Raw genomic sequence first — 14,944 nt, 5'->3', positions numbered from 1 at the left:
CAGCCCGTTGTCAACAAGGATGGATTACCATAGGTTCATGATCAATGTTATTCCTGAGCAATCGATAGACGACTTACGTGAGCGCTTGGCACGCACCCGTTGGCCTGACGAATTAGACGGAGTTGACTGGAATTATGGTGTACCTGTCCGTTATCTTGCCGAACTTGCCGAATATTGGCGGACTGGATACGACTGGCGAAAGTATGAAGAAGCGTTGAACCGATTTCCGCAATATACAACTACGATTGACGGACAACAAATACACTTCCTCCACGTGCGATCTCCTGAACAAGGCGCTATGCCGCTGATCCTTACCCATGGGTGGCCGGGGTCCATTATCGAATTTATCAATATCATCGGTCCGCTAACCGATCCAAAGGCGCATGGCGGTCGATCGGAGGACGCTTTTCACGTAGTCATCCCTTCGATTCCAGGCTTCGGGTTGTCCGGTCCAACGACGATACCTGGTTGGAACACCAGTCGTGTAGCAAAGGCGTGGGTGGAACTGATGAGTCGTTTGGGCTACGGGGTTCAACTATGAAGGGATTACATCGATTTTCATACATATGTACAAAATACGAGTTTTGTGAAAATGTATTAACGAAACTGCCGACCGAAGGCCATTTCCACGTAAAAATCCATTTTTTATCTATCCATATTATTGACGGCTTTTCTCATCTCTTCATCCGTTAAATGCGTATAAATCATCGTCGTTTGGATCGACGAATGCCCGAGCTGATTTTTCAGCTTCGGTACGTCGTTGTTCTCCAGATGATAACGCGTCGCAAATGAATGCCTTAACGAATGCACGGTCAACGCCGGTTTTCCGAACGCTGCAGCGTACTTTTCGATCAGCTTTTCGATCGATCTCGGCGTCAGTCGCCGGCTTTGGCCTTTACGACCGATCGGAGCTGCTATAAATAAGTAATTTTCCGATTTTTTCGGTATATATCGAGCTTCGCGGATCTTCAAGTAACTCTCCAGATCCATCAAGGCTTGCTGGCTAAAATATACGTATTGCTCTTTATTGCCTTTACGCAGCACGCGCACTTGGCCCTTGTTCATATCCACATCCTCGAGGTTGATTCCAGCTACTTCGGATAAACGCAGTCCGGATCCAAGAATCAACGACACGATAGCCGTATCGCGTTCACGATTAAATTCATGGAAACGCAGCATCCTTTTGTTTGTTTTGATCAGCTCACCGAAGTCATACGATACAAACTGGCGGAACTTCTCAAAATCGTTTTCCCGGAGAATTTTTCCTTCAATTCGGTTGGCGATCGTCTCCTGGCTCTCTTTAATCGAGTTAAAATCGATTTTGGCCATGACGTTCCGCTGAATATACGGCTTCAGATCCGCTGTTTCAGCCTTGTTCTGAAGATAATCAAAAAGCGATTTTAATGCAGATATTTTTCGGTTAATCGTATATTTGTTGTTTCCCAATCGATATTCCAAAAAAGCAAGGAAATTTTCCACTTCGCGCACCTTCAGCGATTCCAACACGGATAAATCAATGTCTTTGCGGTGATTTGATGCCAATTTTTCCTCGACAAGCCAATCAAAAAAAATGAGGTAATCATGGCAGTAATTCAACAGCGTCATGTGCGATAGCTTCCGTTTGCGGCTATCTATAAATTCGGTAACGTACCATGGAAGTTCGCTGCATTTCTGATCAACGCGTTTCATGTAATGCAGCCTTGCGTTTTTATCCATTTCCTGCTAAACCCCCCTTACTATCAGTATAACCATTATCTATTTATTCGTAAAATTATTATTTTACGTAATTTTTTACCGTCTAAAATTTCCAGGAAGCCTGACGTCTATTCGAATAAACCCGATCCGTTGAAACTTCGATAATTCCCAAATCATGTAGAATTGTGGCTTGAACTAAAACTTTGGACTCCCGCATCAGCAACAAAAAGCCGGTTACCTTCTGCCCTCTGTAGCAGGCAAATACCCAATCTCCTTCGGTCATAATCCCATCAACCTTTAATGAGTGTGTTCTAAGAATGAATGGATCGCCCTTATTTATGTTTATGCTTAATGACATCAAATTAGATAAAAGTACCTATTCAATGATAGTGCTCACATTCATCTCGAACAACCAATTTTAAAAACCCAGCTACCTTCAGATGAGAAGACTGCTGGGTTTTCACCTTTTTCCGCAAGAAGTGTTACCGTCGCTCGTCCAATTCCACTTGATGCACCGGTATAGGAGGCATATCTGGTATGTTTTTTCATCTTGGCTGTCGACCGGCTTGGAAGAAAGGGCATTGGCCAACGAAGCATGTACATAATCGACATCCTCTTCAATAAGCCGATTTATTTTCGAAAGTATCTTTCATTCGCAAGCCGCCCTCTTGATACGCCCAGATTTCCATGAACATGTAAACCGGGCGACTCGATTAATTTGACGACCAAGGCCGCGACACTCTTGCGCGATACTTCCGTACCTTTGAATTTCTCGTCTTTTTCGGTAATCTCGTATTCAATCTCGTCGGTATCGGTCAACCACGCAGGTCTGAGAACGGTGTAGTCGAGCTTCGATGTCTCAATCACATCGACCGATTTACGATACGGGCCCAAATATTCGCCAATGGTGCGGTTATTCCACTTGCCGAATTCTCCCGGCACCTCATCATAAATGCCCAGCGAGCTGATGAAGATCAGACGCTTCACGCCGGTCGCGCCCATCGCAGCCACGATCGTTCTCGCCTGTTCTTCCATGTCGTTGCCGGACAAATTCGCATAGACCGCATCTTGTCCGGCCATGGCTGCTTCCAACGTTGGTCGATCGAGAACGTCGCCATCGACGATACGCACGCGATCGGAAGCATAGGATTGAAGCCGGCTGGAATTTCGCAAATAAAGCGTCAGCCGCGCGTCGGTGCCGCTAAGGAACAGATCGATGGCCTGACGCGCAATTTGCCCGCCGGCTCCCAGAAATCAGTACATTGGTCATCTTAAACCCCCCTGTTCTTGAATTGGATTATTTCAGATTTTGCGAAAAGAATGCAGCGAGCTTGTCGACGGCTGGATTCACATATTCCGGCAAGTCGTACAGGCCAACGTGCGTGGCGCCCTCAATCGTAAACAGTTCTTTATTTTGGCTGGCCGCCTTATCAACGGCTTCTTGGCTGAAATAGAACGTATCGGCTTCGCTGCCTGCAATCGCCAGGAACGGCTGCGTTAAAAACTTATCGATGTGGCTGAAGGCCGAGTACGTTAAAATTGGTCCGAAACTGGTGAACACTAGACGGTTTGGCGCATTTTTGTGGCAGCCGCGAGGGGTAACATAGTAATCATGTCCTTCGGCCATCGTACCCGTCATGCCTTCTTCCAGCTCTTGCGGCACATAAGTGACATAGAGCGTGTCAGCCCCGCCTGCTTCAGCCGTCCGTTGCTGCGACACTTGCTCCAGAAGCTTGATTTGCTCTTCAACCGACACGACGCGTCCTAGACCTTCGCCGAACAGCGAACCGATATCGACCATGCTCACGGTTGCGACTGCCTTAATGCGGCGCTCTGTCTGCGAAGCCGCGACAGTGTATCCTCCGCCGGCACAAATGCCTAATGCTCCGATGTTATCCGTGTCTACATAGGACAGCGTAGTAAGATAGTCAACCGCAGCACGAACATCTTCCGTACGGGCATAAGGATCTTCGAAATAACGAGGCGTTCCTTCGCTTTCTCCTTGGTTGGATGCATCGAATGCCAAAGTAACGAAGCCCAATTCAGCAAGTTTGTCCGCATAAAGCCCGGCAGCCTGTTCCTTGACGCCTCCGCCCGGATGCGAGACGACAATAGCCGGATACTTCTTGGCTTCATCGAATTCAGAGGGAACATACAGGTTGCCTGCCAATAGTATTGTATTATTTTTGAATTTAACATCGCTTTTCATCGTCTATATTCCTCCAATTACATGTTTTTTAGTCTGGAAACTCTATAATTTGAGCAGTTTAATGCTCATGCAATTCCGGATCCGATCATTCGGCCGGTCCTGCTTCAACAACTGCTTTCGATCGAACAAGGATCGGCCAACATATGCAAGTATTATTACCGCCGCTATGTTATGATACCCGGCTTGCTTTTCTTGGCGCCCCCCTTCGTGAATTAAAAGACAGTAGTTAATGCTCATGTGAGCAATAAATACTTCATGTGTATTATTATAAACGGGAACAGTGTGTTTTCAATGACCAAATGAGGATGCTTTGTGTGTTAATGCACAAAAAAAGCGGAATCGTGTAATTTTGTTGAATGAAGTATGAAATTTTCTATGTAAACAAAAAAAGCTGTCCTATAAGCCATCAGTAGAAAAGTCGGGGTCATCCATTAACATTAGGAGGGGTATGAATCTCCCTGCTGACTTCAACGATCCGACTTACCTTGACTTATGAGACAACTTTTGCTTGGTAAAATACGATCAATCCTTTACATCCAACGGCCGCTGCCAAGCCATAAAAATAATGCCGCCCACCGCTACGATTTGGCCGTTCATGGCCAGCGAAGCCCTCGAACCATCTGGTCGTCTCGATATAACTCACGACCAGATGGTTCGGACCCCGCTTCTCCTCTTTATAAATTTCGCTCCAACAAGAGCCCGACTTGTTCTGCCACAACATCGATCGGATCTGTTATTTCTTTGGTGAAGTAGGATTCTATAATGCCGACCGTTGCCGATACCATAAATTTGCGAATGATTTCTTTGCTGAATCCCTTGTTTACTCCTTCAGATACATCCAACTCTTCCTCGAATTCTTCACTGACGAGTTTGAGAAATCCGCTGCGGAAAGAAGCAGCGCCTTTGCTCGCTAAAATGGTCGCAAAGAAGGAATAATTTTTTTCGAAGAATTGAAACCATATCCGCATCGCATCTATAAAGCTCAAATCCGAAGACGATTGGCAGAGCCTCCTTAATTCATTAAGATATTCTTCAATCAGTCGGTCCAACAGATCATACTTGTCCAGATAATGAAGATAAATGGTTCTTCGGCCTACGTTTGCCCTGTCGGCAATATCCTGTATCGTAATATCGTCAAAGCTTTTTTCCGACAGCAACGCAATAAAAGCTCCTTTGATCGATTCCTGTGATCTGAGTATTCTTCGATCCACTTTAGCCATTGTTGAGAATACCACACTTTCTTTTGGAATTAATCGCATGATTAATTGAATGATGCACTTTTGCATTAATCGAGTAACTTCTTTACATGTAGAACTCAATTATACACGGATGTGTTGTATCGCATCAATATGCATTTATTTTGTTATTCCTTTTGAAATCTGCGCAATTTCTTTAGAAGAAAGTGTTCGTTAAATTCGTTTTAATATAGCCAAAACAATAAAAAACAGCAGCAAGCCATGGGCAAGAAAATCGCATCCCAGACTGCCACTGATTATTAAGATGAGGTACTACATGATTATCAAGTAAAAAAACTACAATCGCTCCACTAACGGTTGCTATTTTCTGCATTCATGAAAATATGAACATACATCCGAATCATTCCACGTGGTATGCAGCCGAAATGGCGACGAATGCAGCTGAGACGATGACCAATGCAAGCGGAACGTGCCTCCCTCTCCACAAAGGGAATCAACGCCGCTGCCACGCGGCTATTAAGCATGTATGTTCTTGTCATCTTACAGATGTTGCTTATTGTCTACGGTTTCTTGTTTTCTTTGAACATCTGTAGCCATAACATGTTGTGTTCCGGATCGATCACATACGTAAGCGACACGCAGCACGATATCAGGTCTTCCGGATTTCCCTGCTGTACATATGACGATCTCTTATTTGAACGAGAACCTTGCCGAAGCGTCCTCCTTGTTGGAACACAACCTTATTGTCCGGATAGGTGCGTTGCATATATTCCGTAACCGTGCGACGAGTTTGCTCATCCGCCGGAATCTGCTGCAGGCGCAGCAAGACCATCACTTCTTCGATACCCTCATCGGTCGATAACTCGGTTGTTTTCATTTCTCGGGTAACCAGCGAGGCATAGGAGTAGCCTTTGAGATAAAGCAGCTGAAGCAGGTAAACCATTTCAGAATGATCGGGATCGCGCTGCCGGTCTGTAATCAGAGGCCAAATCTCATCCAATAATCCGTGTTCCCGCCCGCCTGCAGCCAGGCTGATATAACAGTACCCTCGTGCGCAGCTGATCAGGCTCTCTACAGTTTGCCAGTCCGATACTGTTGGACACATGGAAGCGAAAACAAGATCGAAAGCACCCCGCCACCCCGCTGTATCGAGGTCGATCGTTTCAAACTTTTCACGCTCCAGTGTGACGCTGCCGGATTTGAGCTTTCCTGCGTGCTCCAGAAGTAAATCGGCGAGCGGAACGCAGGGTTCCACAGCTGTAACGTCCGCCCCGCATTCGGCAAAAGGAATAGAGAATCCGCCCGAGGCCGCGCCAACATCGAGCACGGAAGCACCTTTAAACGCTACCCTCTGATCCTTCAACCAGCCGATAATCCGCTCTCGTCTTCGAATGCCTTCTTCGCTGAACGCCTGCTCGTCAAAAGCTTTCGCTTTATCGTCGAATGCGTGCGCGGGATCTAAGCCGGATTTCTTCACCCGATTGGCGAATGTGGTCGGATCCGACTTCCAAGCCTCCTCCCAAATGCTTGCGTCGAGGATATCGTTAGTCATAACTGTTCACCTTTTCTTTTTTTAATCTTGTGTCTCACCCTTTAACGCTAGGAGATACGATCCCTTCTACCAAGTATCGCTGACCTGCAAAAAACACAACGATGATCGGCAGGATGAACAGAACGATGCCGGCGCTTTGGATGATCGGGATATTTTGTCCGCTGGGCCATGTGTAGCCGATCGAGAAAAGAGCCGTTGACAGCGGGTATCGATCCATCTGCAAGAACATAAATGGCGTCACGTAGTCGTTGCCCCAAGCCCTGTTGAACAAGAGGATGGACACCGTTGCAATCACGGGCAGAGAGATAGGCAGGAAGATGTTCCAGAAGATGCGGAACGTCGAACAACCGTCGATTCTTGCCGCCTCCTCCAAGTCCTTGGGGATGCCGGAGAAAAACTGGCGATACAGAAAAATGCTGACGGCGCTGCCGCCGATCGCCCAGAACAGCCAGGGCCAGAACGTATTGAGGAACCCGATTTGAAAGAAGATCACATACGTTGGAATTTGCGTCACGATTTCCGGCAGCATCATCGTCGATAGCAGCAGCATAAACAGTGCGTTTTTGCCGGGACCTCGGAGCCGGGCGAAACCGAAACCGACAAGCGCACTCGTAAAGGTGGGAATCACGACGGATATCGACGTAATGATGATCGAATTCCGAGTATATTTCCAGTAGTCAATCATCGTAACTGCGAAAACGTAGTTTTCCCAATGAAACCCCTTCGGCCAAAAGACCATCGAAGAACCTGCCAACTGCAGCGAATTCGTCACAAGCCAATAAAGAGGCATTACAAACAGGATGGACAACAGGATGAGCAGGCCGTATAGTCCCGCATGTACAGCCTTGGAGCGGAAACCGGTTTGTACCAATTTATTTTCCCTCCTGTCCAGCTTCGTAAAACACCCAAAGCTTGCTTGTGACAAATACAACTGTCGTCAGCAGCAATATCAGGCTAAACATGACCCAAAGGAGCGCCAGTCCGTACCCGTATCGGTTGAAGGCGAATATTTGTTGAAACGCGTGCACCGAGAACACATAATTGGGACGAATCGGCAAAGACAGCAAACTGTTCGAATTGGCTGCGAGCAGGACCGGCTGGACGAAAATTTGCAGCGAGCCGATGATGTGCACCACAAATTGAAAAAACAGAACGGGCGTCATGAGCGGAATCGTAATTTTGGTAAAACGCTGTGTCGTCGAGGCGCCATCGATAGCAGCCGCTTCATACAAATGCTTGGGTACGCCCTTCAATCCGGCTAAATTGATCAGAATGCCCCCGCCGCTCCCCCAGAGCAGCATAATCAACAAGGACAGCATCGCATAGTCGTAGCCGAGCCAGTCAATTGGCTTCATTCCCAATCCAGTCAGCAGTTGGTTGGCTAGACCGTCCTGCACGAACAAAGAACGCCACATCGTTCCGGTCGCCACGACCGGAATGATAGACGGCATGAAAAACAAAGCGCGATAAATGCCGATAGGCTTCATGTTCTGGTTCAGCAGCACGGCCAGCATAAATCCGACGACGAGACTCGACGGGACAATCAGGACCGTAATCAGGATCGTCCGCCCTAGCGCGTACATGGCGTCGTTGTCGGTGAACACTTTGATGTAATTCTCAAGTCCGATCCATTTGACCGCATGCATGTTAAAGCCTGCAAAATTCGTAAAGCTCAAATATAATCCATACAGTAGCGGGAGTAGACCGAGCAGGATGAACACGACAAACCAGGGAGAAATGAATAGGTAGAACTCCAGTGCTTCTTTTGTCCTTCTGTTCATGGGTTATTTTCGATTAGCGGGTGCCAAGCAACTGAATGCCTTCGTGTATGAGGACGTTCAGTTCTTCCGTCATTTTTTTCGCAGCTCCGTCAACCGTATCCTTATTGTAATAGACCGGCGTAAAGTATTTATCGAACACCGAGTCCACGGCCTGATACGTCAGATAAGGATTGAACGGCATGGTCCCGTTGTTGTACTTTAATTCGTTCTGAATGAATTCGAAGTTCATTTTGTCAAAATCCGTCTCTTTCGGCAGCAGTTCCATCAGTTTGCGCGTCCCGGGTAGGGCGAGACCCGCCTTGACTTGTTCCTCCTCCGGCTTGCCGCCAAGAAACCATTCGTACACCGTCCAGGCTTCTTTCGGATGCTTCGTTTGGCTGTAGATCATCGCACCAGTCCCAAAGGCTGTCGGCGAAATCCGGGTTCCGCCATCGGTCACAGGCGCCGGTGCCACACCGAAGTCGGCCAGACGGTCCTTTGTCAACGGATTGGCTTTCAGGAAGCCTGAGCCCCGGTACCCTATCATCATCATCGCTGCTTTGTTTTCGACGAACAGTTGGCCGACCCAATCTGCTGCCGGATGCAGCGGGTTCGGTCCGATCATCGATTTCGTCGTGTCTGCCCAGAACTGAAGCAGTTTCTTCACTTCAGGCTTTGTATAATCCGCCGATTTGAAGTCGGGGCTGTAAGCGTTGCTTCCCATCTGCAGAAGCTGCAGGTTGAGCAGATCCTGGTTAGCCGCGATATTGCCTTTGTAATAGGTAAGACCGTATTGTGTCACCTTGTCTCCGCTTTTCACCGTCAGCTTTTTGGCCAACTCCACGAGTTCGCTCCATGTCATCGCTTCCGTACTGCTGGGAAACGGCACTCCCGCAGCTTCAAACAACTTTTTGTTATAAAAAATCGTAAAATCGGGCGAAACGTCCATCGGGAATCCGTATAGCGCCCCTTCCCCTTGTTTTCCTTTCACGGGATCGTAGCGATACTGGTTGACGATGGGCAGAAAGTCGTCCGGTTGAAGCACCGTGCTGCTGTTGAAATCATCGGTTAAATCAAGCGCCATCCCTTTGTTGACATAGCCTGGCAGCTCAGACAAATCGGTGCGAATAATGTCAGGAACATTCCCCGCCGTGATCATCGACATCAACTTGTTGTAATCGGCCGGTACGGTTTCGATTTTAATATTCGGATGTTCTTTCTCGAACTCCGCGATCATCTCGGGAGTAAATTCGTGATCGTGCATCGTATGCCGGATGACGACTTGTTCTCCGCCCTTTTCGGCTTGCGATGTGGCAGGCGATGATGCCTCCGCACTCCCGGATGCAGCCGGATTGTTCTTGGAAAGTGTTTCTCCCGATTGAGGCGAGCTGCTGGAGCAGGCGCTCACGAAAAACAGGCATAAAGTGATCATTGTGCACAGTACTGCGGAGCCTAAACGTTTTTTCATCTTACGGTGTCCCCTTTTATGTATTGAGATTAACAGATAGCTTGAACGATGCTTGCGTTAACGTTTGGTTATTATCGTGCGATTCATAACTCCATATTTGAGGGTATGTCCCGTTTGTTTTGCTCCCTAACCATCGCACCCACAACATAAAAGCTGGAATTTATTCCTGTTGATCATAGATGCTCCCCCTTTCTTGTAAATAGTAATAATTACGATTTAAAATCGCGTATACTATTCCCTTACGTGGAAAATAGGATGATGAAATTTCGTTAATCATAATTATTACTATTTAGCGAATCGTATAATATTTTATTTGGCGCGCCAATCATGCATGAAATACATCGATTACTACAACTACAAGCGAATTAAGGCAAAAATAAAAGATTGGCGTTAACCCTGCTAACGCGTCTCGCGATGCAGCGTGTATTTTCGCAGACGCGGGCAATATTTGCGCATTTCCAGCCGCTCGGGATGAGCTTTCTTATTTTTGGTGGTCGTGTAATTACGGTCTCCCGTTTCGGTGCACGCCAGCGTAATGACGACTCTCATCTATATCACCCCCTTAATCGTAATAATTACGATTTAATAATCTTACTGATTCATATTCCTCTTGTCAACCGGATAGGACGTTTTTTGGAGAACGTCGCTGTTCCAGACCAACGCAAAAGAAGCCTGTGATCTGGCTTCGTATCAAATCACAAGCTTCTTCGTTTTAGAATTTGTTAAGCGGAACTTCCTCCCAGCGCCTGATCTTCAATACGCAAATGAACCGGTCGATATTCCTGAATGGAAGATTCAATAAGCTGCTGCGACAAAACCAAATCATCGACGATCGCTTTGCGTTTGGCTTTAAGCAAGATCTGCTCGATATCCGCGTAGCTGCATCCGGCAAGCATTCGGGTCGCACGCTCCTGTATGCCATCCTCTTTGTGAAAGCTCCCGATGATCAAGTCAATGTATTCCAGCCTGCTGGATTCGTCAGGAGCCTCGTAGACCAGCTTCGTGTCAAAGCGGCGCCAAATCGCATGGTCCAGCTCATTCTCCAGATTAGTAGCTGCCATCAGGATGCTGTCCCCTTGAAATTCATCGATGCACTGCAAGAGCGTGTTGACTACGCGTGCCATTTCCTTAACTTCATCATTGGTATCGCGTGTCCGCGCAAGGGCGTCGAACTCATCGACAAACAGGATGCAGGGCGCCGATTTCGCATATTCGAAAATTTTCCTGACATTGCTCCCGGTTTCGCCCAAATGAGCATTAATGATCGAATCCAACCGGACGACAATCAGAGGAAGGCCAAGGCGGCCGGCCAAATAAAATGCCGTCAGCGTCTTTCCCGTCCCCGGCGGACCAAACATCATGAGCTTGTTAGGCATCGGAACATCGTGCTCCGCGAACTTGCCCTTCATATCTCTGATGTGGATAAATTCTTCAATGATCAGTCTATTGTCCTTCGAAAATACGATCTGCTTCGCCTTACATTCGCACTCCTGGACTGAATAGACCGAAGCCATATCCATCCCCTTGGAAGAAGGCATTCTCCCGCTGTTCTGTTTATTTTTACTCATAAAATCGTGAATCCCTCATTTGTCACTATATTCGCTTTATGCCGGCCAAAAGATCCCTGCGGGATCCCTTTCCACTTGCTCCAGCTGATTCTCAAAATCCATGTTCGGCATAATCGAGTTCACACCCAGCCAATTTCCTTGTTGACGATTTTTCGCGTATACCTTCCATCCTTCAGGCTCCAGCTTGAATTTGGCAATATCGGTCATTTCCCATGACTTTCCGTCCCATGACAGCCTCTTTTCACGCAACGTGAGCTCGTGATCTCTCATCTCATAGAGCAATTGGACGGATGTGCGCATTCTCGCCGGAATCTTTACATGAATGTATCCGTTTAGAATGGAATGAACCCGCTTCTCGGTAAATGGATCCAAAGGATATGTACCTCCTTACCTCATTGGAATCATTTTTTTAAAATAGGCGTACCCCTACGCTGATCAACAAAGCGCTAACCAACGAGGTTGCCAGTTGCTTGCCGGCTAACTTGGCTGCGAATGAAGCCCCCATTTCCCGTCGCAAGGTCCATAATGTGACAAGGCAAGCTGTTAATGTTGAAGCCAGGTACACGAGAATCAGCAGCTGGCCTGCATTCAAACCGGCGGCAAAAGCCCCTTCATTGTGATTGAGGACCAAAAGCCCATCTTTGCGAAGAATGGAAAACAAAACTCCTCCAGCAGCCTCCCCCGGCAAATCGAATAAGCCTAACCATGGAGCCAGCATGCCTGTTAATACATTTAGAATTCCGGTTAACTTCAGAAAAGTGGCCGCCAGACATATCCCGATAAAAACGGGCATCGCCTGCACGAAAAACTGCTTCGTTACGGACCGAACGCGCCACAGCACGGCTGTCAACGATGGCGTCTGCAAAAAGGTCCGATTAGTATACAACGGGACCGTATTCGATACGGAGCTCCGATTCCATAATCGGGTATGCAGAGCCCCGACGAAAATCAGCAGCGCTAAATACGGAATAAAGAGCCACGGACGTCCTCCGGAACTGAAAATAGACAGGGATGCGCCGATCTGATAACTGCAGGCTGAACCGAATGCGATCAGCGAAACGCATGACTTCCGGGTGCAGGAACTGCAGGTACGGCTTTGGTAAATGGCGACAACATTGCAGCCGAATCCGCTTAAAACCGGAATGAGGTCTCTCCCATTCAGACCCAATGTTCTCATCCAACCATCCAACGCATCCGTGATACGATCCTTTAACCCGCTTTCTTCGGTTATAGCTACGCTCAATCCAACCAGCAGCACAACCGGAAAAGCCCAAATAAAAGAATACAGGCCCAAACTAACGACGCCATAATCACCGACGGTGACATCCCAAAGCATGTCCGGAACATTCATCAGGGAACTACGCAACGGATCGAGCAGCCATCTGTCCACAAGCGGCTGAGCCCAGCCGGAAAATAAATAAGCGATATAAACCGGAGCCGCAAACATCAGAAGAAGAGCAAACAATGAGAGGAATCGTCCCCAAACGGAATGTTCAAATAAGGTTCGTCCCGGTTCAATTGCTGGCAAATCGGAAATGCCCTGGAGATTTGGATTGCTTTTCATGCGAGCCGCATGAGGAATCGCTTTGAGCAGCAACGTGCGGGATCCCGCATCCAAATCACGGGAGTTCACCGGAATGACGGATATCCCTAGGGTTTTACGAAATAAATCCACTTGGCTTTGCAACCGCTGCGCGGCTTTATCCGCAAAGGTTAGAACCAGCACAACCGTTTTCCTCTTTAATTCCAAAGTCTCGATTAGTAAAGGAAGCTCCAGGCCAGCATGCGTAGCGCGCACAACCAGGATGACGGTGTCGCCATCGGATAATTGGTCAAGGGCTGCCATGGTTGTCTGGCTGTCATCCTTCAGCCGAATTCCAGGTGTATCCACCAACTCAACAGCCGAATCCGGAAGCTTGGCTCTTCGAGCCATCACGGTTGAACCTCTGAAATTAGCTTCTTCACCAACGTTTTGACCGGTCAGTCCCCGAAAAAGCGCCGACTTGCCGGCAGATTCAAAGCCCACAAGTACAGCGGTTTTTAGTTCTGGATTTGCTTCGAAAGAAGCAGATTCTGCTAGCATGTGCAGTTCTCTCCGCAGCATGAGAGATCATCCAGATACATACCGTCTTGTCGGTACGGTTCAAGCGGCGTCAAATCCAGTCCGAGCCGGGTGCCGATTGCCTGGGCGACAACGGCAAAACGTTGTCTGAATTTATATATAAAGCAGAACTTTAGATTTCCATGCACAACACCGGGACCGACTACGAACAATCCGGGAGTCGCGGTGGATTCATCGGAAGACGTCAGCTGCAGTTCCCCATCCGGACTGCGCTCGATCAAATCTTCGATGACGCATAAGCTGCCGCGGAAACCTGTTGCCAAAATGGGCGGATGCTCACTTTGCAGAAGATGAGAAATGCCATGCTCATTCTCGCAATATACGATAAACCCTTCTTCTCCACTCGGCTCGATCCATTTCACGTCAAAATCCGAGACAAATTCGATCAGGCCGGTTTCCATGGCATTCCGCAGCCTGTCTTTGGTGTATGGGCTGAGTTCCACGCTTGGATCGCTGCTGCCCTTATCGAGTCCGCGATCATGACGGTCGATTACAATGGCTTTTTTTCCATGCTTGCTGAGCTGGATCGCGGCATCGACGCCGCTCTCATACCCTCCGACGATAATAAACCGTTCCCCCTCGAGGTGAGACCAGCTATTCACTTGGCTGCTATGGATTCCATATTCGGCCCCAGGGAATGGATCCAGCTTGGGGTATTGAAATTCGCCTGCCGCCCATATAACGAATTTGGCATACACGGTACCATGCGATGTCTCAAGGCAAAATCCGCCATCAACAGGACGGACGCTTGTGACATCAACCCCCGTCTTTACGGGCAGCTTCTTAAAATCCGCAACTGCTTGTAAATAAGCCGCGTACTCTTGTCCGGAAGGATGCTCTGTACCGAGCGTAAAGGCCGGCGACGTATTGCGTGCCACGGCATTCAAATCCATCATGCCATAGGCATTACTCGTAAAGGACGGGGTAATGAACCTCATCTCCTTGGGCCAGGAGTGAAACGTGGAGCCCACATGATTCCGCTCGAGTACAGTAAACCGGCTCACTTGCAGATCCTGAAGGACCGTGGCCATTCCAATCCCGGCTGCTCCTCCTCCAACAATCAGGCAATCATAACGCTCTTCCATGAGGGTCACCAGCTGGATTTGGTTACGCCTGGAATTTGGCCTTTATGGGCTAATTCCCGGAAAGCAATGCGGGACATCTTAAATTTGCGGAGGTATCCTCTTGGCCGACCTGTCAGTTCGCAGCGGCTTTTTAGCCGCGTAGGCGAGGAATCGCGCGGTAATTTTTGCAGTGACTCGTAGTCTCCTTTTTCTTTCAATTCCCGGCGCAAATCAGCGTACTTGGCCACCATGGCTTGTCGTTGCTGCTGCCGCACGATTTTGGATTTTTTAGCCATTTTCAATCACTCCT

The 14,944-nt window shown here is 48.1% G+C and carries 14 protein-coding genes and 2 pseudogenes; 1 reads left to right on the top strand and 15 read right to left on the bottom strand.

The features are described from left to right. The first annotated feature begins 37 nt into the window (after positions 1–37). Positions 38–541 carry an epoxide hydrolase family protein gene (locus RJP21_RS17445; RefSeq protein ID WP_310860404.1) on the top strand — a complete coding sequence of 168 codons (504 nt, stop codon included), beginning with the start codon at positions 38–40 and terminating at the stop codon, positions 539–541. 104 nt (positions 542–645) lie between these two features. On the opposite strand, the gene xerS is transcribed toward RJP21_RS17445, so the two are convergent. From xerS to rpsN, 15 genes and pseudogenes are all read right to left on the bottom strand, one after another. Beyond that, positions 646–1,716, bottom strand: a complete 1,071-nt coding sequence (gene xerS / locus RJP21_RS17440) for a tyrosine recombinase XerS (protein WP_310860403.1) — start codon at positions 1,714–1,716, stop codon at positions 646–648. Between the two features lie 514 nt (positions 1,717–2,230). Continuing rightward, positions 2,231–2,366, bottom strand: a pseudogene (locus RJP21_RS17435) (NADH:flavin oxidoreductase); the annotation flags it as partial. Then, positions 2,362–2,965, bottom strand: a pseudogene (locus RJP21_RS17430) (SDR family oxidoreductase); the annotation flags it as partial. The pseudogenes RJP21_RS17430 and RJP21_RS17435, both read right to left, overlap by 5 nt. Before the next feature lie 27 nt (positions 2,966–2,992). After that, on the bottom strand, positions 2,993–3,904 hold the full coding sequence (locus RJP21_RS17425; protein WP_310860402.1) for an alpha/beta hydrolase: 912 nt from the start codon (positions 3,902–3,904) through the stop codon (positions 2,993–2,995). A gap of 674 nt (positions 3,905–4,578) precedes the next feature. Next, positions 4,579–5,124, bottom strand: coding sequence for a TetR/AcrR family transcriptional regulator (locus tag RJP21_RS17420; RefSeq protein WP_310860613.1), 546 nt, complete (start codon positions 5,122–5,124; stop codon positions 4,579–4,581). Positions 5,125–5,749: 625 nt separating this feature from the next. Then, entirely contained in the window at positions 5,750–6,652 is a 903-nt protein-coding gene (locus tag RJP21_RS17415; protein ID WP_310860401.1) for a class I SAM-dependent methyltransferase, read from the bottom strand. Between the two features lie 34 nt (positions 6,653–6,686). Then, complete coding sequence (locus tag RJP21_RS17410; RefSeq protein WP_310860400.1) at positions 6,687–7,523, bottom strand: carbohydrate ABC transporter permease; 837 nt, start codon at positions 7,521–7,523, stop codon at positions 6,687–6,689. Position 7,524: 1 nt separating this feature from the next. After that, positions 7,525–8,298 carry a carbohydrate ABC transporter permease gene (locus tag RJP21_RS17405; RefSeq protein WP_310860399.1) on the bottom strand — a complete coding sequence of 258 codons (774 nt, stop codon included), beginning with the start codon at positions 8,296–8,298 and terminating at the stop codon, positions 7,525–7,527. Between the two features lie 148 nt (positions 8,299–8,446). Further along, entirely contained in the window at positions 8,447–9,880 is a 1,434-nt protein-coding gene (locus tag RJP21_RS17400; protein WP_310860398.1) for an ABC transporter substrate-binding protein, read from the bottom strand. 399 nt (positions 9,881–10,279) lie between these two features. Beyond that, the gene (rpmG, locus tag RJP21_RS17395) at positions 10,280–10,429 is read right to left on the bottom strand and encodes a 50S ribosomal protein L33 (RefSeq protein WP_310860397.1); all 150 of its coding nucleotides are present in this window, start codon (positions 10,427–10,429) and stop codon (positions 10,280–10,282) included. 173 nt (positions 10,430–10,602) lie between these two features. Continuing rightward, entirely contained in the window at positions 10,603–11,448 is an 846-nt protein-coding gene (locus RJP21_RS17390) for an AAA family ATPase (RefSeq protein ID WP_310860396.1), read from the bottom strand. Positions 11,449–11,484: 36 nt separating this feature from the next. Continuing rightward, a complete protein-coding gene (locus RJP21_RS17385; protein WP_310860395.1) occupies positions 11,485–11,820 on the bottom strand; it encodes a DUF3024 domain-containing protein in 336 nt (111 codons plus the stop codon). 37 nt (positions 11,821–11,857) lie between these two features. After that, a complete protein-coding gene (locus tag RJP21_RS17380) occupies positions 11,858–13,531 on the bottom strand; it encodes a FeoB small GTPase domain-containing protein (RefSeq protein ID WP_310860394.1) in 1,674 nt (557 codons plus the stop codon). Then, positions 13,525–14,655, bottom strand: coding sequence for an NAD(P)/FAD-dependent oxidoreductase (locus tag RJP21_RS17375; protein WP_310860393.1), 1,131 nt, complete (start codon positions 14,653–14,655; stop codon positions 13,525–13,527). Before RJP21_RS17375 ends, RJP21_RS17380 begins: the two co-directional genes overlap by 7 nt. A 5-nt stretch (positions 14,656–14,660) precedes the next feature. After that, positions 14,661–14,930 (bottom strand): 30S ribosomal protein S14, encoded by a 270-nt coding sequence (rpsN, locus tag RJP21_RS17370; protein ID WP_310860392.1) that lies wholly within the window; start codon positions 14,928–14,930, stop codon positions 14,661–14,663. Positions 14,931–14,944 lie beyond the last annotated feature (14 nt).

It is taken from the genome of Paenibacillus sp. VCA1 (assembly GCF_031583795.1).
Lineage (GTDB): Bacteria > Bacillota > Bacilli > Paenibacillales > Paenibacillaceae > Paenibacillus_AQ > Paenibacillus_AQ albilobatus.
Note: the sequence above shows the minus strand (reverse complement) of the source record. Positions and strands in the feature narration are given on the sequence as shown.